Annotated in this window: 15 protein-coding genes and 1 tRNA gene; 10 read left to right on the top strand and 6 right to left on the bottom strand. The window is 61.0% G+C overall.

The window, feature by feature from the left end; translation table 11 throughout:
- The first annotated feature begins 11 nt into the window (after nucleotides 1-11).
- The 7 genes from tilS to serA all read left to right on the top strand — a co-directional run bounded on the left by tilS (nucleotide 12) and on the right by serA (nucleotide 9,626).
- Nucleotides 12-1,487: a tRNA lysidine(34) synthetase TilS gene (gene tilS, locus G9X67_RS32570; protein ID WP_171600611.1), complete on the top strand. Its 1,476-nt coding sequence runs from the start codon at nucleotides 12-14 to the stop codon at nucleotides 1,485-1,487.
- 96 nt (nucleotides 1,488-1,583) lie between these two features.
- Complete coding sequence (ftsH, locus tag G9X67_RS32565) at nucleotides 1,584-3,515, top strand: ATP-dependent zinc metalloprotease FtsH (RefSeq protein ID WP_011653398.1); 1,932 nt, start codon at nucleotides 1,584-1,586, stop codon at nucleotides 3,513-3,515.
- Between the two features lie 241 nt (nucleotides 3,516-3,756).
- Nucleotides 3,757-5,109: a phosphoglucosamine mutase gene (gene glmM / locus G9X67_RS32560; RefSeq protein ID WP_029871976.1), complete on the top strand. Its 1,353-nt coding sequence runs from the start codon at nucleotides 3,757-3,759 to the stop codon at nucleotides 5,107-5,109.
- Between the two features lie 100 nt (nucleotides 5,110-5,209).
- The gene (locus G9X67_RS32555) at nucleotides 5,210-5,449 is read left to right on the top strand and encodes a hypothetical protein (RefSeq protein WP_064651403.1); all 240 of its coding nucleotides are present in this window, start codon (nucleotides 5,210-5,212) and stop codon (nucleotides 5,447-5,449) included.
- A gap of 296 nt (nucleotides 5,450-5,745) precedes the next feature.
- Nucleotides 5,746-6,582, top strand: a complete 837-nt coding sequence (locus tag G9X67_RS32550) for an outer membrane protein (protein ID WP_138390905.1) — start codon at nucleotides 5,746-5,748, stop codon at nucleotides 6,580-6,582.
- A gap of 188 nt (nucleotides 6,583-6,770) precedes the next feature.
- On the top strand, nucleotides 6,771-7,949 hold the full coding sequence (locus G9X67_RS32545; protein WP_171600610.1) for a phosphoserine transaminase: 1,179 nt from the start codon (nucleotides 6,771-6,773) through the stop codon (nucleotides 7,947-7,949).
- An 81-nt stretch (nucleotides 7,950-8,030) separates the two neighbouring features.
- The gene (gene serA, locus G9X67_RS32540; RefSeq protein WP_003542699.1) at nucleotides 8,031-9,626 is read left to right on the top strand and encodes a phosphoglycerate dehydrogenase; all 1,596 of its coding nucleotides are present in this window, start codon (nucleotides 8,031-8,033) and stop codon (nucleotides 9,624-9,626) included.
- A gap of 77 nt (nucleotides 9,627-9,703) precedes the next feature.
- Here the strand turns inward: serA and G9X67_RS32535 are convergent, their stop codons facing one another.
- Entirely contained in the window at nucleotides 9,704-9,970 is a 267-nt protein-coding gene (locus tag G9X67_RS32535; RefSeq protein ID WP_138390903.1) for a hypothetical protein, read from the bottom strand.
- Between the two features lie 164 nt (nucleotides 9,971-10,134).
- Between G9X67_RS32535 and G9X67_RS32530 the strand changes: the two genes are divergently transcribed.
- From G9X67_RS32530 to G9X67_RS32520, 3 genes are all read left to right on the top strand, one after another.
- Nucleotides 10,135-12,288 carry a bifunctional diguanylate cyclase/phosphodiesterase gene (locus G9X67_RS32530; RefSeq protein ID WP_171600609.1) on the top strand — a complete coding sequence of 718 codons (2,154 nt, stop codon included), beginning with the start codon at nucleotides 10,135-10,137 and terminating at the stop codon, nucleotides 12,286-12,288.
- A 447-nt stretch (nucleotides 12,289-12,735) separates the two neighbouring features.
- Nucleotides 12,736-13,935 (top strand): tRNA 2-thiouridine(34) synthase MnmA, encoded by a 1,200-nt coding sequence (gene mnmA, locus G9X67_RS32525; RefSeq protein ID WP_138390901.1) that lies wholly within the window; start codon nucleotides 12,736-12,738, stop codon nucleotides 13,933-13,935.
- Nucleotides 13,936-14,070: 135 nt separating this feature from the next.
- Nucleotides 14,071-14,147, top strand: a tRNA-Met gene (locus G9X67_RS32520).
- A 450-nt stretch (nucleotides 14,148-14,597) separates the two neighbouring features.
- Here G9X67_RS32520 and G9X67_RS32515 read toward each other — a convergent pair.
- The 5 genes from G9X67_RS32515 to G9X67_RS32495 all read right to left on the bottom strand — a co-directional run bounded on the left by G9X67_RS32515 (nucleotide 14,598) and on the right by G9X67_RS32495 (nucleotide 19,166).
- Nucleotides 14,598-15,449 (bottom strand): VCBS domain-containing protein, encoded by an 852-nt coding sequence (locus G9X67_RS32515; RefSeq protein WP_348647903.1) that lies wholly within the window; start codon nucleotides 15,447-15,449, stop codon nucleotides 14,598-14,600.
- Nucleotides 15,450-15,838: 389 nt separating this feature from the next.
- Entirely contained in the window at nucleotides 15,839-16,555 is a 717-nt protein-coding gene (locus G9X67_RS32510; protein ID WP_011653344.1) for an ABC transporter ATP-binding protein, read from the bottom strand.
- Entirely contained in the window at nucleotides 16,536-17,300 is a 765-nt protein-coding gene (locus G9X67_RS32505) for an ABC transporter ATP-binding protein (RefSeq protein WP_138333508.1), read from the bottom strand. Before G9X67_RS32505 ends, G9X67_RS32510 begins: the two co-directional genes overlap by 20 nt.
- Nucleotides 17,297-18,301, bottom strand: coding sequence for a branched-chain amino acid ABC transporter permease (locus G9X67_RS32500; RefSeq protein WP_171600608.1), 1,005 nt, complete (start codon nucleotides 18,299-18,301; stop codon nucleotides 17,297-17,299). Before G9X67_RS32500 ends, G9X67_RS32505 begins: the two co-directional genes overlap by 4 nt.
- Nucleotide 18,302: 1 nt before the next feature.
- Nucleotides 18,303-19,166: a branched-chain amino acid ABC transporter permease gene (locus G9X67_RS32495; protein ID WP_138333512.1), complete on the bottom strand. Its 864-nt coding sequence runs from the start codon at nucleotides 19,164-19,166 to the stop codon at nucleotides 18,303-18,305.
- Between the last annotated feature and the right edge of the window lie 40 nt (nucleotides 19,167-19,206).

Genomic DNA, 19,206 nt, shown 5'->3' with positions numbered 1-19,206 from the left:
GGTCTTCCGGAATGTCTCCGGAAGCCGCATCGCCTCAACTGGCGATCCTCCAGTTTCTCACGTCGCTTCAAAGCCCCGCACGCATTCTCGTCGCGATATCAGGCGGCAGCGATTCCACCGGCCTGCTTCTTCTGCTCGATGAAGCCGTGAAGGCCGCGCCCCATCTCAAGATTTCCCTTTGCGCTGCAGCCGTTGATCATGCGTTGCGCGCCGGCTCCGCAGACGAGGCGCGTAAAGTCGCAGCCCTTTGCGCATCGCTCGGCATTCCCCACATCATCATGATCTGGCAGGGCGACAAGCCGAAAACCGGCATCATGGCTGCGGCCCGAGAGGCACGCTACGGCCTGCTTGCGACCGCCGCCAATGACTTCAACGCCGATCTCATTGTTACGGGGCATACGTTCGACGACCAGCGCGAAACGCTTGCCATGCGTGGGTTGCGAACGGAGCAGGTTTCGACCGGTATTGCAGATGCGGTGCTCTTCGACCGGCGCTTCTGGATTTTACGGCCGCTTCTTTTTTCCAGCCGGGCAGATATCCGGGCGTTCCTGAACGAGCGGGGCGTGCCGTGGATCGATGATCCCAGCAACGAGGATACCAAGTACGAGCGCGTGCGGATGCGCCGGCAGCTTTCGGCCGAGGCATGCCTGGAGAAGGATATTGGCGCGGCCTGGGAGGAGCGGCTGGCTCTTTCAGCCAAGGGCGCAGAGTGGCTGGATCGTTACTTCACGCTTCACGGCGGTCTGCTAGGACAGGTGATGCTTGACGGCTTGAGGCAGGATTGGGCCGTCCTCGATTATGTGCTTGGGCGCCTGACGGCCGTTTTCGGTGGCCAACCGTTTGCGCGGGGGAGGGCGCATATGGAGCGTATCCTTGCATTTGCCACCGGCAGTGAACCGGGACGGATGACCGCTGGCAGGGTAGTTTTTGATCTCAGGCGTGACGGGCTTTATCTGACGCGAGAGAGCCGGGGGATAGTGCCGCTGGTGTTGCAGTCGGGAGAGGCGGGGGTGTGGGATGGAAGGTTTTATGCGTGCAATGGTTTGTCCACATCGATAGTGGTCGAGGCCGCCACTCCACACGCCTCCTCATTCCTGTCCTCGGACTTGATCCGAGGGATGTCACAGGAATCCAGTGCGCCCAAGTCCTTGGGCGCGCAAGACACTTCACGCTTTATTGAGTCAATCACCACGCAGACGCGCGGTGGCTGGATTCCTGTGACAAGCACAGGAATGAGGGAGCGTATGCATCACCTTCCCAAGGCGGCATGGAAGCGCGCCATCGCCTCCGCGCCGGCTTTAACCTCCGAAGGAGCCCCTTTATCTGAGGAATCCTCCCGGATGATCGAGCTCATGCCCTATTTCGCACCCTTCGACCGCTTTTTGACACGATTTGACTTCATCTTTGCGAATAGGCTTTCGGCGGTTTTCGCGACGGCGCCCTATGCGAGGCTGCCTTTAAGAAGTATTGACGGAAAAACCATCTGACTTAGGGGATCGCCTTGGCAATCGCACGGCGCAACCCTATGTTAGAAACGAATAAGACGGTCGCCATGAGGCGGCTGTTCCATGCTGGGGAGTTCAATGAACCCTAACTTACGTAATTTCGCCTTGTGGGCGATCATAGCGCTTCTGCTGATCGCCCTTTTCAGTATGTTTCAGACGGCGCCGGCGCAAACGGGCTCCCGCGAAATCCCTTATTCGCAGTTTCTGCGTGAGGTCGATGCGGGCCGTGTGAAGGACGTCGTGGTCACGGGCAACCGTCTCTCCGGAAGCTATGTTGAAAATGGCACCACCTTCCAGACCTATTCGCCTGTGATCGACGACAGCCTGCTCGATCGCCTGCAGTCGAAGAATGTCCTGGTTTCCGCCCGTCCTGAAACGGACGGCTCTTCGGGTTTCCTCAGCTATCTCGGCACGCTTTTGCCGATGCTTCTGATTCTTGGCGTCTGGCTGTTCTTCATGCGGCAGATGCAGGGCGGCTCGCGCGGCGCGATGGGCTTCGGCAAATCCAAGGCCAAGCTGCTCACCGAAGCGCATGGCCGCGTGACTTTCGAAGACGTTGCCGGTGTCGACGAGGCCAAGCAGGATCTCGAAGAAATCGTCGAATTCCTGCGTGATCCGCAGAAGTTCCAGCGTCTCGGCGGCAAGATCCCGCGCGGCGTGCTGCTCGTCGGCCCTCCGGGTACCGGCAAGACGCTGCTCGCCCGCTCGGTCGCCGGCGAAGCCAATGTGCCCTTCTTCACAATTTCGGGCTCCGACTTCGTCGAAATGTTCGTCGGCGTCGGTGCAAGCCGTGTGCGCGATATGTTCGAGCAGGCGAAGAAGAATGCGCCCTGCATCATCTTCATCGACGAAATCGATGCTGTCGGCCGTCATCGCGGCGCCGGTCTCGGCGGCGGTAATGACGAACGCGAGCAGACGCTGAACCAGTTGCTGGTCGAAATGGACGGCTTCGAGGCGAATGAAGGCGTGATCCTGATTGCCGCTACCAACCGTCCCGACGTTCTTGACCCGGCGCTGCTGCGTCCCGGCCGTTTCGACCGTCAGGTCGTGGTGCCGAATCCCGACATCGTCGGCCGCGAGCGCATCCTCAAGGTGCATGCCCGCAACGTTCCGCTGGCGCCGAATGTCGATCTCAAGATCCTCGCCCGCGGTACGCCCGGTTTTTCCGGCGCCGACCTGATGAACCTCGTCAACGAAGCCGCCCTCATGGCCGCCCGCCGCAACAAGCGCGTCGTCACCATGCAGGAATTCGAGGACGCCAAGGACAAGATCATGATGGGCGCCGAGCGCCGTTCCTCGGCGATGACCGAGGCGGAAAAGAAGCTCACCGCTTACCATGAGGCCGGACACGCCATGACCGCGCTCAATGTCGCCGTCGCCGATCCGCTGCACAAGGCGACGATCATTCCGCGCGGCCGTGCGCTCGGCATGGTCATGCAGCTTCCCGAGGGCGACCGCTACTCGATGAGCTACAAGTGGATGGTCTCACGCCTCTGCATCATGATGGGCGGCCGCGTTGCCGAAGAGCTCACCTTCGGCAAGGAGAACATCACTTCGGGTGCCTCCTCCGACATCGAGCAGGCCACGAAGCTTGCCCGCGCCATGGTCACGCAGTGGGGCTTTTCCGATCAGCTCGGTCAGGTCGCCTATGGCGAGAACCAGCAGGAAGTCTTCCTCGGCCACTCGGTTTCGCAGTCGAAGAATGTTTCGGAAGCAACCGCGCAGAAGATCGACAATGAAGTGCGCCGCCTGATCGATGAAGCCTATACGCAGGCCCGCAAGATCCTGACGGAAAAGCACGACGAATTCGTCGTGCTTGCCGAAGGTCTGCTCGAATACGAGACACTGACCGGCGAAGAGATCAAGGCGCTGATCCGCGGCGAAAAGCCTTCCCGCGATCTCGGCGATGATTCGCCGCCAAGCCGCGGCTCGGCTGTTCCGAAGGCCGGCGCACGGCCTGCCACCAAGGGTGACGAGCCCGAAGGCGGCCTCGAACCGCAGCCGCATTGAACAGCGGCACTACCTTGAACAAGGCCGGATTTCCGAAGTGGGAGATCCGGCCTTTTCTATTGGTAACGGGATATAATCATTTTTCTTGCTAATTTACGTGCTGATCGCCGCATTTTGTGGCATTCCGCTGAATTGAGGCGAGCATGAATCACGCTCCTGGATTGACGACATTCCACTGAAGCCGGATTCGCTTGGAACGATGCGCTGCCTTGAATGGCGCGCGGAAAGCACAGGAGTGCAGATGAAAAGACGCTATTTCGGTACGGACGGCATTCGCGGCCAATCCAACGTCTTCCCGATGACGCCGGATCTCGCCATGCGGGTCGGCATTGCCGCCGGTACGATCTTCCGCCGCGGCAATCACCGCCACCGCGTCGTCATCGGCAAGGATACGCGCCTTTCCGGCTATATGCTGGAGAACGCCATGGTCGCGGGCTTCACGGCTGCGGGTCTCGACGCCTTTATTCTCGGCCCGATCCCGACGCCAGCTGTTGCCATGCTGACACGCTCGCTGCGTGCCGACCTCGGCGTGATGATCTCGGCTTCGCACAATCCTTACGAGGATAACGGCATCAAGCTCTTCGGCCCTGACGGCTACAAGCTGTCAGACGACATCGAGGCCGAGATCGAGGATCTGCTCGAAAAGGACCTGAACGCGCAGCTTGCCAAGTCCGACGATATCGGCCGCGCCAAGCGCGTCGACGGGGTGCATGACCGCTATATCGAACATGCCAAGCGCACCCTGCCGCGCGACGTGACGCTGCAGGGCCTGCGGATCGCCATCGATTGCGCCAATGGGGCTGCCTATAAGGTGGCGCCGGCCGTGCTCTGGGAGCTCGGCGCCGAGGTGGTCACCATCGGTAACGAGCCGAACGGCACCAACATCAATCTCAATTGCGGCTCCACCAGCCCCGTCGCGTTGCAGAAGAAGGTCGACGAGGTGCGCGCCGATATCGGCATCGCCCTCGATGGCGATGCGGACCGCGTCATCATCGTCGACGAGAACGGCTCGATCGTCGACGGCGACCAGCTGATGGCCGTCATCGCCGAGAGCTGGGCCGAGAGCCAGCAGCTGCGCGGCAATGGTATCGTTGCGACCGTCATGTCCAATCTCGGCCTCGAGCGTTTCCTCGAGGACAAGGGCCTCGGCCTTGCCCGGACGAAGGTCGGTGACCGCTACGTCGTCGAGCATATGCGCCAGCATAACTACAACGTCGGCGGCGAGCAGTCCGGCCACATCGTGCTTTCGGATTACGGCACGACCGGCGACGGTCTCGTCGCGGCGCTACAGATCCTGGCCGCGGTCAAGCGCACCGGAAGGACCGTCAGCGAGGTCTGCCGCCGCTTCGAGCCGGTGCCGCAGCTGCTGCGCAATGTCCGCATCAGCGGTGGCAAGCCGCTAGAGGATATCCAGGTGCAGAAGGCGATCGCCGATGCCGAAGCCGAGCTTGCCAGGAACGGCCGCTTGGTCATCCGCCCCTCGGGCACCGAGCCGCTGATCCGCGTCATGGCCGAGGGCGACGACCGCGCCCAGATTGAACGCATCGTCAACGAGCTGATCGGCACCATCTCGAACGTCCGGACCGCCGCCTGATTTTTCGGGACGAAATGTCAAAAGCCGGTACGCAAGTGCCGGCTTTTTCGCTATTGGCGCCTGCGGTTCGAAGATCCACTCCGCATTCAAAGGAAATATCATGAAAAAATTGGTGCGCCTGCTGCTGACGATCGCTCTCGCATTCGTCGTCTTTACCGGTTTCCGCTGGTACCGCTACATCACCAACACCGACAGCCCTTACGATGAAATCGGCATCACGCTCAACAACGCCATGCCAGGCCCGATCAATGCCTGGGGCTGTGCCAAGCTCAAAACGACCTTTGGCAGCTCCTTGCCCCCGTATGGCTGCGCCGCCGAAAACGCGACGCAATGGAAGTGACAGCAGGATTTGTCGATTGGAGCAGCCGATCGACCTGACGGCGAAGGAGCCGACCCAGCGATTTGACGAGGCGGGGTTCATGGCGTTGCAGCTGGCGGTCTTTAGGGAGTCCGGCGGCTGCCAGCCTCAGCCTAGCTTCACGATATCGAGGAATTTGCCGCCAATCTCTCTCTTAACGTTTCTTCCCATTTATAGTTAAGCAGCTTTTAACGTTTCCAATTCATTATCCATACGAAGCGTACCAGATTGGCGGCGATTGAGCCTGCCGACGCAAACGGGATTTTGGAGTGGGATCCATGAAAACAAGCTTGTCCGGCATCTTCGCCGCATTGTTGATCGCGACAAACGCCTATTCCGCGGACTTCGCCCCTGCCGAGCCTATCCCGGAGCAGCCGCCTGAGGTGACCGTCACCGAAGCGACCGGCTGGTACCTGCGCGGCGATGTCGGCTATGCCTTCACCGATCTGCGCGGCGCCCGCTATTTCCAGGGCAGCAACGCCACGGAGGTCGATTTCGACCGTGCCGACCTGGACGACGCATGGACGGTCGGCGGCGGTGTCGGTTATCAGATCAACAGCTATCTGCGCACCGATCTGACCTTCGACTATCTCACCCAGGCAGATTTCAAGGGCTCGACGGTTGGGCAGTGCGGCTTTCCGCTGGTGGACTGCACCTCGAGCGACCGCTCTTCGCTGACAGCCTATACGCTGCTCGCCAATGCCTATGTCGATCTCGGCACCTACGGCTACGTCACGCCTTATGTCGGCGCCGGTATCGGTGGTTCTTACGTGAAGTGGAAGAACCTGCGCAACGTCGCCTGCGCCGATGACGGCAGCTTCTGCGACGACCAGGTCACCCATGGCGGCAAGGGCAACTGGCGCTTTACCTACGCCCTCATGGCCGGCGCTTCGATCGACGTGACCTGCAACGTCAAGGCCGATGTCGGCTATCGCTACCTGCATATCGACGGCGGCAACATGTTCGGCTATGCCGACAATGGCGGCCCGGGCCGCGACAAGGGTCTCAGCGTTCACGAAGCCCGCGTCGGTGCCCGCTATCTCTTCGGCGGCTGCGCCCAGGCGAGCTACGAACCGCCGCCGGAAATCCCGCTGCAGCAGCCTGTCTACAAGTAAGTCCAATTCCCAGACATTTGAAAGCCGCCCCCAACCGGGCGGCTTTTCGTATTGCGGCCCTACCGCCCTGCGTCAAAATATGTTCCGCCCGCGACACTTCGATCTTGACTATGACGCGCCGGATCCATACACACGGCGGCGGGACACCCTTCCCCAACGAAGGGCTTTCTATCTGAGAGGATAGCATCATGGCGAAGACGGCAAAGCCGGACATCCGTCCGCACAATACCCATTTTTCTTCTGGCCCCTGCTCGAAGCGCCCCGGTTGGTCGCTCGAAGCCCTTTCCGACGCGGCCCTTGGCCGTTCGCACCGCGCGAAGGTCGGCAAGGCCAAGCTCAAGCAGGCCATCGACCTTACCCGTGAAATTCTCGAAGTGCCGGCGGATTACCGCATCGGCATCGTTCCGGCGTCCGACACCGGCGCCGTCGAAATGGCGCTCTGGTCGCTGCTTGGCGAACGTGGCGTCGATATGCTCGCCTGGGAAAGCTTCGGCGCCGGCTGGGTCACCGATGTCGTCAAGCAGCTGAAGCTCAAGGATGTGCGCAAGCTCGAAGCCGGCTACGGCGAGCTTCCCGATCTCTCCGCCGTCGATTTCGACCGCGACGTCGTCTTCACCTGGAACGGTACCACCTCAGGCGTGCGCGTGCCGAATGCCGATTTCATCCCTGATAACCGCAAGGGCCTGACGATCTGCGACGCCACCTCGGCCGCTTTCGCGCAGGCACTCGATTTCGCCAAGCTCGACGTCGTCACCTTCTCCTGGCAGAAGGTTCTGGGCGGCGAGGGCGCGCACGGGGTCATCATTCTTTCGCCGCGCGCCGTCGAGCGTCTGGTCACCTATACGCCGGCCTGGCCGCTGCCGAAGATCTTCCGCATGACCTCGGGTGGCAAGCTGACGGAAGGTATCTTTCAGGGCGAGACGATCAACACGCCGTCGATGCTCTGCGTCGAGGACTATATCGATGCGCTTGTCTGGGCTAAGGGCCTCGGCGGCCTCAAGGGGCTGATCGCGCGTGCCGACGCCAATGCCAAGGTCATCCACGATTTCGTCGCGGTTAACGACTGGATCGCCAACCTTGCCGTCAAGGCGGAAACGGCCTCGAACACGTCCGTCTGCCTGAAGATCGTCGACAAGGATATCGCAGCGCTTGACGACGACGGCCAGGCGAATTTCGCCAAGGGCCTGGTCGGCCTCCTGGAAAAGGAAGGCGTCGCTTATGACGTCGGCCACTACCGCGACGCGCCGTCCGGCCTGCGCATCTGGGCCGGCGCCACGATCGAGGCATCCGACATGCAGAAGCTGATGCCCTGGCTTTCCTGGGCCTTCGAAACGCAGAAGGCGCAGCTTAATCAGGCCGCCGCCTGAGGTGATCGCATTCGGCTCCGCCATAGGGCGGAGCAGCATTCCTGATTCATTCATCGCTGAACACTTTTGAAGGAGGCCCTCATGGCACCTCGCGTTCTCGTATCCGACGAATTGTCGGAAACCGCCGTCCAGATTTTTCGCGACCGCGGCGTCGAAGTCGATTTCGAACCGCAGCTCGGCAAGGACAAAGACCGTCTGCTCGAAGTCATCGGCAAGTATGATGGCCTGGCCATCCGCTCTGCCACCAAGGTGACGGAAAAGATCATCGAGGGGGCGACGAACCTCAAGGTCGTCGGCCGCGCCGGCATCGGCGTCGACAATGTCGATATCCCGGCCGCCTCGCGCCGCGGCATCATCGTCATGAACACGCCCTTCGGCAACTCGATCACGACAGCCGAACACGCGATCGCGCTGATGTTCGCCGTCGCCCGCCAGCTTCCGGCAGCCGATACCTCGACGCAGGCCGGCAAGTGGGAGAAGTCGAAGTTCATGGGCGTCGAGATCACCGGCAAGACGCTCGGCGTCATCGGCGCCGGCAATATCGGCTCGATCGTCTGCGCCCGCGCCATCGGCCTGAAGATGCACGTCGTCGCCTACGATCCGTTCCTCTCCAAGGAGCGCGCCGAGGAGATGGGCGTCACCAAGGTGGAGCTGGAAGAGCTTTTCGCCCGCGCCGACTTCATCACGCTGCATGTGCCGATGACCGACAAGACACGCGGCATCCTCAACAAGGAAGCACTGGCAAAGACCAAGCCCGGCGTGCGCATCATCAACTGCGCCCGCGGCGGCCTGGTCGATGAGGCGGCGCTTGCCGAGGCCATCAAGTCGGGCCATGTCGCGGGTGCCGCCTTCGACGTGTTCGAGGTCGAGCCCGCCAAGGAAAGCCCGCTCTTCGGCCTGCCGAACGTCGTCTGCACGCCGCATCTCGGCGCCTCGACGACCGAGGCTCAGGAAAACGTCGCTTTGCAGGTCGCCGAACAGATGGCGGATTACCTTGTCAATGGTGCGGTCTCCAACGCCATCAACATGCCGTCGATCACGGCTGAGGAAGCGCCGATCCTGAAGCCCTTCATCCGTCTAGCCGACGTTCTCGGCGCCTTCGTCGGCCAGGTCACCGAAGAGCCGATCAAGGAAATCGAAATCCTCTATGACGGCATCACCGCCAACATGAATACGCGGGCGCTGACGAGCGCTGTGCTCGCCGGCCTCATCCGCCCGCAGGTTGCCGACGTCAACATGGTTTCGGCGCCGATCATGATCAAGGAAAAGGGCATCGTGCTTTCCGAGGTCAAGCGCGACAAAACCGGTGTCTTCGACGGCTATATCAAGCTGACGGTGACCACCGAAAGCATGACACGCTCGGTCGCCGGCACGGTGTTTTCGGACGGCAAGCCGCGCTTCATCCAGATCAAGGGCATCAACCTCGATGCCGATGTCGGCTCGCACATGATCTATATCACCAATACCGACGTCCCCGGCATGATCGGCTTCATCGGCACGACGCTTGGTGCTGCCGGCGTCAACATTGCCAACTTCCAGCTCGGCCGTGACAAGCAGGGCGGCGACGCCATCGCACTGCTCTATGTCGACGGCAAGGTTGATGACGCCGTGCTTGCTGAGTTGACCGCCCACCAGGCGGTTCGCCAGGCAAAGCCGCTGACCTTCAATATCGACTGAGTTTTTCCTCCCGAGGAAATGAAAAACCCGGCGCTGGCAACGGCGCCGGGTTTTTGCTGTGTCGGGAACCAATGAATTTAGTGGTGCCGGCGTTTCCGGCGAAGGATTTTGCCGAAATGGGCGACATCGTCTTCAGCCTTCGTGCGGTGAAGGAAGGCGAGCCTGCTGCCGTCGAGACCCTGGAAGAATTCGTCCCAGGAAATCTCTTCCTGCGTTTCAGAGGAAAAATCGACGCGCACGGTTTCGCTGTCCGGTGCGTTCTTGATCCGGGCAGGATGGCCGCCGCGCTCCTCGATCCAGTGTCTGATCCTGCTGTAATCCGTCGTCGTGCCGAACCTGCCCATGAAACCCTCCTCAGCAATTCGATTGCGACTTCGATGCCCAAGAACGCACGATCGAGGGAATTGTTCCGTGGTGCCTCAAATATTTTATCGAGGACCGAGATCGCGATGGCAAACCGCCGCTTTTGCACATTCTGAAGGCGAAAGCCTAAAGTTTAACCCCGAGTATGATTCTGATTTTATTTAACTTTTCTCAGTATACCCGTGCCATCGGCATCAACCGCACGCGAATTTCCATGGCCCCCTTGCAGAAGACCGAGCAGACCGAAGCATTAAACGACGACTTCCGGTCATTGTTTGCAACGCATCCGTCGCCGATGTGGGTCTATGATCCGATATCGCTGCGCTTTCTCATCGTCAACGAGGCGGCGGCAGCACTTTACGGCTATGGCGCGGACGAGTACCGGCGCATGACGGTTCTGGATATCCGCCCTGAGCATGAGCGGGAACGGATGAGCGACGCCGTCAGCGGCCGTACCGACATGGAAAAGGCGGAACGCTGGGTTCACCTCAAGGCGAGCGGCGAGACCTTCGAAGTGCTGACCTATGGCCGAGAAGTGCGTTTCGAGGGCCGGGCCGCAATCCTGGCGATCGTGCAGGATCGCACCGAGGTCAACGCCGCCAGACGCCAGATGAGCGATACGCGCTCGCTTCTCGACAGCATCGTCGACAACCTGCCGGTCGGCGTCTTCGTCAAGGACATGGAAGCGGACGGGCTTTACGTTCTCTTCAACGAGGCCTGCGGCGACATCGTCGGCATGAAGGCGGAGGACGTGGTCGGCCGAACCGACCGGGCGCTGTTTCCCCCCAGTCAGACAGACGCCTTTCGCGAGCAGGATCGCCGGGCCTTCGAAGCCAATGCGACGATCAGCTTTGAGGAGACGATGCTGCGCGCCGATGGGGCGCCGCGCCTCTTGCGCACCGTCAAACGCGCCCTGCCGACGCCCGAGGGCCATGCCCCGCGTTATCTGCTCGGCATCTCGCAGGACGTGACGGAGGAGCGGACCGTCGAGGCAAAGCTTGCCCATCTCGCCATGCACGATTCGCTCACCGGCCTGCCGAACCGGGCGGCGTTTTCCAGGCACATCAACCAGCGGGCGGTCGAGGCGACCGCCGACAGCCCGATCGCGCTGCTTTATATCGATGTCGATCATTTCAAGCATATCAACGACAGCAAGGGGCATGCCGCCGGCGATGCGCTGCTTTGCCAAGTGTCGGAGCGGCTGCTTCAGCTGGCGGAGGAGGGCGATCTCGTCGCCCGTCTCGGCGGCGACGAATTCGCCGTCGTGCTGGAACTCGACGAGCCGGAACGGGCCGGCCGTTTTGCGCAGCGGCTGCTCAAGGCGCTGAGCCATGCCTTCGATCTCGACGGCGCCCGGGAGCATGTCACCTGCAGTATCGGCATCGCCTTGGCGCCCGACCATGCCGGCGACGCGGATGTGTTGATGCGGCACACGGATCTGGCACTCTATGCCGCCAAGGAGAGCGGACGCTCGACCTATCGTTTCTACGAGATGGAGATGCGGCTTGCCGCTGAACGCCGGCACGTGATGACCGCCGAGCTGTGGGAAGCGCTGGAGAAGCGCCAGTTCGAGCTGTATTACCAGCCGATCGTGCAGCTCGACAATGACGGCATCGGCGGCTTCGAGGCGCTGATCCGCTGGCGCCATCCCAAGCGCGGGCTGGTGGCGCCGATGGAATTCATTCCGCTTGCCGAGGAAACCGGCCTCATCGTGCCGATCGGCGACTGGGTGATCCGGGAAGCCTGCCGCGCGGCTGCCGGCTGGCCCGCCCATCTGAGGGTCGCCGTCAATCTCTCCGTCAGCCAGTTTCGGCATGCAAGCCTGCTTTCGACCGTGGTCTCGGCGCTTGACGAGACGGGCCTCAATGCCGACCGGCTTGAAATCGAAATCACCGAATCCGTATTCCTGACCGATGCCGACCAAAGCCTGCCGCGGCTGCGTGCATTGAAGGAACTCGGCCTCCGCATCGCCATCGACGACTTCGGCACCGGTTATTCGTCGCTGAGTTATCTCCGATCCTTCCCTTTCGACAAGATCAAGCTCGACCGCAGTTTCGTTTCGGGCATCGAGACGGATGCGGGCAATCTCGCCATCGTGCGTGCCGTCGTCGGCATCGGCTCCGGATTCAACGCGACGACGCTGGCCGAAGGGATCGAGACGGAAGAGCAGTTGCAGAAGCTGCGTGCCGAAGGTTTCAGTGAGGTGCAGGGCTATCTGATCGGCCGGCCGATGCCGCAGCACGAGGCAGAGGCGTTGATCCACGGCCGCGCGCTGAAGGCCGCTTCGTCACGCAGATAGAGTCGCTTAAGCGACAGCTGGCAGCGGCGTCCAGGGAAAGGTATTCGCCGGATGCCATCAAGCATTCGTCATTTTGAGAAAGCCGGCAGAAGCGGCATAATTGTCGTGGGCTGGAAAGGAGGATGTCTATGAAACGCTATTCATTATCGATGATCGGACTGGCGCTCGTAACCGCCATTATCGCCAATCCGGGCATCGCATTCGCCTGCAACAAGCTGATCGGCACTTGAGCCGCACCCCCCGCTCCAAGGCGCGGCTTCGGCTGCGCCTTCTCTTCAGGCGGGAATGCGAAATATCGGCGCCCGAAGGCTGCCCCTTGCGCCCAAGGACAATCCTTTCTATATCGGTGCCTCATCGAGAGACGGCGGCCGATCCCGCCGGAGATCAGCAATCCGCCGCAATTGCAGCGCAAGGGCGGATCGTGACCGCGCAGAATTGGCACCATCGTTGAACACACTGGATTTTGACAAGAAGCCGGAAGAGACCCGTGTCGTCGTCGCCATGTCGGGCGGCGTCGATTCATCCGTTGTCGCCGGCCTTCTCAAACAGCAGGGTTATGATGTGCTCGGCATCACGCTGCAGCTTTACGATCATGGCGCCGCCGTTCACCGCGCGGGCTCCTGTTGCGCCGGCCAGGATATCGACGACGCGCGCCGCGTCTGCGAAACGCTCGGCATTCCGCATTACGTGCTCGATTACGAAAAGCGCTTTCGTGAGACGGTGATCAACCCATTCGCCGAAAGCTATGTGGCGGGCGAAACGCCGATCCCTTGCGTTTCCTGCAACCAGACCGTCAAATTCGCCGATCTTCTGGCGACCGCCAAGGAGCTTGGCGCCGATGCGCTGGCGACCGGCCATTATATCCGCTCGGGACGGAATCCTTCGCCGGACAATCCCGGCCGCCGCGCGCTTTTCCGCCCGGCCGATGCCGACCGCGACCAAAGCTATTTCCTCTTCGCCACGACGCAGGAACAGATCGATTATCTCCGCTTTCCCCTGGGCGGCCTGCCGAAGGCCGAGACCCGCAGGCTCGCCGAAGAGATGGGCCTCGTCGTTGCCAAGAAGGCCGACAGCCAGGACATCTGCTTCGTGCCGCAGGGCAAATATTCCGACGTCATCACCAAGCTGAAGCCGAATGCGGCGCTCGCCGGCGAGATCGTCCATCTTGATGGGCGCGTGCTCGGCACCCATGAGGGCATCCTGCATTTCACGATCGGCCAGCGCCGCGGCATCGGCATCGCCACCGGCGAGCCGCTCTACGTCGTCTTTCTCGATGCTCGCTCGCGCCGGGTCATCGTCGGGCCAAAAGAGGCGCTGGAAACGCACCGCGTCTACTTGCGTGACGTCAACTGGCTGGGTGACGAGACGCTTGCGGAAGCCGCCGCCGGCAAGGGCTTTGCCTGTTACGCCAAGGTCCGCTCAACAAGGGCGCCGGCGCCCGCCGTCCTGCATATCGATGCAACAGGCACCTATGTCGACCTGACGGTCGGCGAGGCGGGTATCGCGCCCGGCCAGGCCTGCGCGCTTTATTCCGCGCCCGGCGACAACGCCCGCGTCTTCGGCGGCGGTTTCATCGAACGCTCCGAGCGTGAACCTTCGGCGGAAGCCTGCCTGAAGGCCCTTTTGGCCAGCCCCGTCGCCGCCTGAAACCGATCGGAAACAGGAGGCGGTAAAGCCCACCCTTTTTCTCGATCATGCGCTTGACACAAAGCCGAAGCGCACCTTATAAGCCGCTCATCCCACGAACCGGCATCGCTTCGCGAGCGGGTGTCGTTGACCAGTGGCGGAGTAGCTCAGTAGGTCAGAGCAGAGGAATCATAATCCTTGTGTCGGGGGTTCAAATCCCTCCTCCGCTACCATCTGTTTTCATTACATAAAATGCGAATTTTGGAGGCCGAAAAGACGGCCTCTTTTTTTGGCGTGATGGCACACTGGTGGCAACCACCAAACGTGGCGGTGAGGGGACAAAACCAGTCCGGCCCTGATCTGCAGGATTCCCGCCAACGCTGAGGACAGGCCTATCTGTAGAGCGTCAGAAGCAACAGAGGCATCTTCGTCGCCCAAAGGTGGGATGCGACAGCGATAATAATAGCCCATACGGCGAGCGAGAACATGACCGCCGCTAACCTGATCCCGACTGGCTGCATCATTTCCTCCATCCCAGCATAATCGTGCCCCCTCGAACGATCCAATGCTAGCAAGATGCAGGCCCGTCAGCTATCGCAAGAAATTGGTACCCAGATAGGCGCCGCAGAGCGCAGTCGGTGAAGGTGCACAGATTTCGGTGATGCGGCGCCCTTTCCCATCAATCAGACGATGAAATGAAAGTTGTCGTATTGCGCGCCGTAATAATCCGGGCCGCTCGTTTCGTTGATGACGGGTTCTGTGTCGAGCACGAGAGAGTCGATTTCGCCGTAGGCGCTGAGATCGATCACTTGCGGGTCATGAATGCTGTCGGCGGTGACGTTGACTGTGACCAAGAATACGGTATCGCCGTCCAGCTTACCTTCGATCGTCAGAACGTTGTCATAATCCGATGTGCCGTTTGCGACACTGAATTGCTCGATCTGAAAGTTGCCGCCATCGGCGGCTTGGATGGGTGTCCAGAACACGCCTCCTCCCAGATAGTGGTTGCCATCCGCTTCCTCCCGCACAGTCGCGTCGTCACCATCGTACCAGGCGCCCCAATCGAAGCCTTTGTAGCCCGTCGGGAAGTCGTGGTTGCCGACATCCTCGAAATTGACGAAGACGTCGCCGCGTTCCGGCAGGTCGACCGCGATGTTGAGCAAGCCGAAATCGGTGGCGCCTTTGCCATCCGAGATCTTGAAATTGAACTGGTCGACGAGTTGGTCTCCCGGGCCGAGCGCTGATACCACCGGGTTGGTGTGATCGAGCTCATAGGTGTAGTTACCGTTGGAATAGACGGTCAGAGTGCCGTATTTTCCCTCGACTGTGGTGGTCGTGGCAGGCCCGTTCGGATCGGCCGGTTGCGGAATTCGCTGTCCATTGACGAAGTTGAGACGCACCTGATCTCCGTCGGCATCCACCGAACTGGTATTGTCCAGGATGTTGCCGTCGATCGGGTTGTCGATGTTGAAAATAGGCTGGTATACATCACCTGCGACCGGCTTGTGGTTTGCCATTTCTACCTCCCGTGTGATTTTCTGTTCGACTATGCAACCTTATCGGGTATCTGGCAACCGAAATTGATGGAGCGGCAGAGCAATTCCGCCCGTCAATCCAACAGATTTCGATCGGTTACACCTCAAGCATTCAAGTAAAGAGAGCGGCTCGAATGTCGATCCTGTTTATGAACCAGGATTTTACGTCTTGTCTTACGCTACTGCCGCTTCATCGATCATGGTGTTGCTCGCCTTTTCAGGAGATCCATCAATCGACCAGCGGAAAACTTTCAGGCAGGATAATAATGGCGGATCAATCATGACGTCGTCATGACGATATACTGCATGAATTGCTCGGCGCGCCAAGAGCAATCTTGAAGGCGAAAGGGGAGCAATCAGCAGAGCCCGAGCTTCTGCCGACCATCCCATCAATGCAGGCCGCCGACCCCGAGCAGGCTCTCGACAGCCTCGTGATCCCTGGTGAGGTTCTCCGGCGTTCCGGTCCAGGCCAGTCTGCCGCGTTCGAGAATGACGACCTGATCGGCGAAATCGAGCGCGCTCTGGATGCGCTGTTCGACCAGCAGGATGGTCATGTCTCCCGTCTTGGCGAGGTCGGTGAAGGCGGCCATGAGTTCCTCGCAGATAACGGGTGCGAGGCCCTCCAGCGGTTCGTCGAGCAGCAGGACGGACGGGCGGCCGAGAATGGTGCGGGCCGTGGAGAGCATCTGCTGCTCGCCGCCGGAAAGCTGGCTACCGAGGTTGCGGCGGCGCTCCTTCAGGCGCGGGAACATCGCATAGGCTTCCTCCAGCGCCGTCTTCGGTCGCGCCTTCAAGCCGACGAAGAGGTTCTCTTCGACCGTCAACGTCGGGAAGACGCAGCGTGCCTGCGGCACATATCCGAGGCCCTTGTGCGCGCGTGCAGCACTCGGTGCCGTCGTGACATCCGAATCGCCGAGGCGGATGCTGCCCTCGTATCGCCTGGTCTGCCCGGCAAGCGTTGCGAGCAGCGTGGTCTTGCCCATGCCGTTGCGGCCGAGCACGGCAAGCCGGGCACCTGCCGGCACGGAGAAGGAAATGCCTTCGAGCACTCTCGTCGGCCCATATCCGGCCGACAGATTCTCGACCTCAAGCGATATGGCTGGCATTGGCATAGCTCCCGAGATAGGCCTCGCGCACGCGCGCATCCTTGGTGACGTCTTCAGGCTGGCCATCGAAGATGATCGCGCCTGATGCAAGCACGATGACCCGTTTGGCAAAACGGAAGACGAGATCCATATCGTGTTCGATCATCAAGACGGCGAGATCGGCGGGCAGATCGGCCAGCGCCTGCTCGATGCGGCCGGTATCGCTCTGCGGCACGCCGGCTGCCGGCTCGTCAAGCAGCAGCACTTTCGGCTTCAATGCCAGCGCCACGGCGATCTCGAGAAGCCGCTGCTGGCCATAGGCGATTTCGCTGACCTTGCGATGCATCAGGAAAGCCAGTCCGAGCTTGCCGAGGAGATCATCGACCTCCGCCATGACATCGGGCATACGCAGGAAATTGCCGAACATGTGCCCAGTCTTTCCATCGCGCTGAAGGACGGCAAGTCCCACATGTTCGGCCGGCGTCATGTCCTGGAAGAGCCGCGTCACCTGAAAGGAGCGGACAAGGCCGCGTCTGACCCTGCCGATCGCATCGACCTTTGTCACCACCTCGCCGCCGAGGCGAACCTCGCCTGAATCGGGCGAGAGATTACCGGTCACGAGGTTGACGAAGGTGGTCTTGCCGGCGCCGTTCGGGCCGATCAGCGCGATGCGATCACCAGGCGACATCGTGAGCGAGACATTATTTGTGACGGCAAGGCCGCCGAAGGCTTTCTTGAGATTGGCGACTTCGAAGACCGGGCTCATGAGCGCTTCTCCGTGCGGCGGCTAACGAAGGCTGCGGCCGTGCCATAGAGACCTTTCGGCGCAAAGAGCACGACGGCGATCAGCAGCGCGCCGACCATGGTCAGCCAATGGAAGGGATTGGCGGCGGAGACATAGTCCTCGAAGAGCATGAAGATGACGGTGCCGGAAAGTGCCCCGAAGAGAGAACCGGTGCCGCCGAGGACCAGCATCACAAGCGCTTCCGCCGACTGCGTGAAAGACAGGCTGTCGAGGCCGACGACCTGTGTCGAAATCGCGTTCAAGGCGCCGCCGACACCGGCAACGGCACCGGAGATCGCGTACATCCTGATCAGAGCTGCCTTCGGCGAAGCGCCCATGGCGCGGATGCGCAGCGGGTCCTGCTTGATGGCGCGGCAGAGCATGCCGAAGGGCGAGCGGACCAGAACCCTCAGCAGCACGAAGACGGTCAGCAGCAGCGCCATTCCGAAGAAGAAGGCGGTGTGACCGTAGAGATCGAACTCGAAGAGGCCGAAGACCGGGTCCGGCGCAATGCCGGAAAGTCCGTCGCTGCCGCCTGTCCATGACGAGGCCTTGTTGGCGAATTCATGGAAGAGGTTGATCAGCGCAATCGACAGCACCAGCTGCGGCAGTCCATGCGCACGCAGGATGATGGCGCCGCAGAGCAGCCCGGCGACCACGCCGCCGACAATGCCGGCCAGCATCATCAGCAGCGGGTCATTGATGCCGTAATGCGCCGAAAGGATCCCGGCGGCATAGGCGCCGGAGCCGAAAAGTGCTGCATGGCCGAGCGTTGCGACGCCGCAATAACCGGTCACGAGATCGAGCGACAGGACGAGCAGCGCGATGGTGATCATTCGGGTCAGAAGGGCGAGATTATCGGGGAAGGCGAAATAGCCGATCGTGGCAATGGCTACGATGACCGCTATTCCGATGAAATCGCGGCCGATAAAGCCGCGACGATGCTGTAGACCTTCGTTTTCGTCGTTCATGACAAGCGCCATCCTATTTCGCCCTTCCGGCAAGGCCGCGCGGGAAGACGCAGATGATTGCGATCACCGCGAGATAGAAGAAGAATTCGCCGAATTCCGGCATCAGATACCGTCCTGTGGTATCGATCGCGCCCAGCAGCAGACAGGCGATCAGCGCGCCTGGAATGGAGCCCGCGCCGCCGACGGAGACGACGACCAGGAAGGTCACCATGTAGCGCAGCGCGTAATAGGGTTCGACGGGTAGGAGTTCGGCGCCGACCACGCCGCCGAAGGCGGCAAGCCCGACGGCAACGGCAAAACTCACCGCATAGATGATCTCTGTGCGCACGCCGAGTGCTGCAGCCATCGCCGCATCGTCGACGGAGGCGCGTAGCTTGACGCCGAAGCTCGTCCTGTCGATCGTAAACCAGAGGGCGAGAGCCACGGCGAGGCCGCAGAGGATGAGGAAAAGCCGGTGAACGGGAATGGTGCGGAAGCCGAGATCGGCTGACCCCTGTAGCGCACCGGCAAGCGGTATGGTCTTCAGCGTCGGCCCCATGACATAATTGGCGATGCCGATGACGCAGAAGGTGATGCCGATGGTCATCAGCACCTGGGTCAGTTCCGGCGCGCCATAGATCCGGCGATAGAGAAAACGCTCGATCGGAATGGCGACGATGATCGTGATGACAACGGCGGCGATGACCGCCGCGGCATAACCGAGGCCGAGGTCGCGTGCGACATAGGAGGCGATATAGCCGCCGATCATTGCGAAGGCGCCATGGGCGAGGTTGACGACACGCATCAGCCCCATGGTCACCGAAAGGCCAATCGAGATCACGAACAGCACCATGCCATAGGCAAGGGCGTCGACGGCTATGCTGAAGACTGTCTGCATGGAAATACCTTGCTTCCAAGCGACGGGCTCGGCCTGATCG

This window comes from Rhizobium sp. WYCCWR 11152 (assembly GCF_013087615.1).
GTDB lineage: Bacteria > Pseudomonadota > Alphaproteobacteria > Rhizobiales > Rhizobiaceae > Rhizobium > Rhizobium indicum.
The sequence above is the reverse complement of the archived record's forward strand: the minus strand, read 5'-3'. Positions and strand labels throughout refer to the sequence as shown.

Coding starts and splice junctions, on each gene's coding strand:
- tilS (WP_171600611.1), top strand. CDS start 12: ATGTCTCCGGAAGCCGCATCGCCTCAACTGGCGATCCTCCAGTTTCTC.
- ftsH (WP_011653398.1), top strand. CDS start 1,584: ATGAACCCTAACTTACGTAATTTCGCCTTGTGGGCGATCATAGCGCTT.
- glmM (WP_029871976.1), top strand. CDS start 3,757: ATGAAAAGACGCTATTTCGGTACGGACGGCATTCGCGGCCAATCCAAC.
- G9X67_RS32555 (WP_064651403.1), top strand. CDS start 5,210: ATGAAAAAATTGGTGCGCCTGCTGCTGACGATCGCTCTCGCATTCGTC.
- G9X67_RS32550 (WP_138390905.1), top strand. CDS start 5,746: ATGAAAACAAGCTTGTCCGGCATCTTCGCCGCATTGTTGATCGCGACA.
- G9X67_RS32545 (WP_171600610.1), top strand. CDS start 6,771: ATGGCGAAGACGGCAAAGCCGGACATCCGTCCGCACAATACCCATTTT.
- serA (WP_003542699.1), top strand. CDS start 8,031: ATGGCACCTCGCGTTCTCGTATCCGACGAATTGTCGGAAACCGCCGTC.
- G9X67_RS32535 (WP_138390903.1), bottom strand. CDS start 9,970: ATGGGCAGGTTCGGCACGACGACGGATTACAGCAGGATCAGACACTGG.
- G9X67_RS32530 (WP_171600609.1), top strand. CDS start 10,135: ATGATTCTGATTTTATTTAACTTTTCTCAGTATACCCGTGCCATCGGC.
- G9X67_RS32510 (WP_011653344.1), bottom strand. CDS start 16,555: ATGCCAGCCATATCGCTTGAGGTCGAGAATCTGTCGGCCGGATATGGG.
- G9X67_RS32505 (WP_138333508.1), bottom strand. CDS start 17,300: ATGAGCCCGGTCTTCGAAGTCGCCAATCTCAAGAAAGCCTTCGGCGGC.
- G9X67_RS32500 (WP_171600608.1), bottom strand. CDS start 18,301: ATGGCGCTTGTCATGAACGACGAAAACGAAGGTCTACAGCATCGTCGC.
- G9X67_RS32495 (WP_138333512.1), bottom strand. CDS start 19,166: ATGCAGACAGTCTTCAGCATAGCCGTCGACGCCCTTGCCTATGGCATG.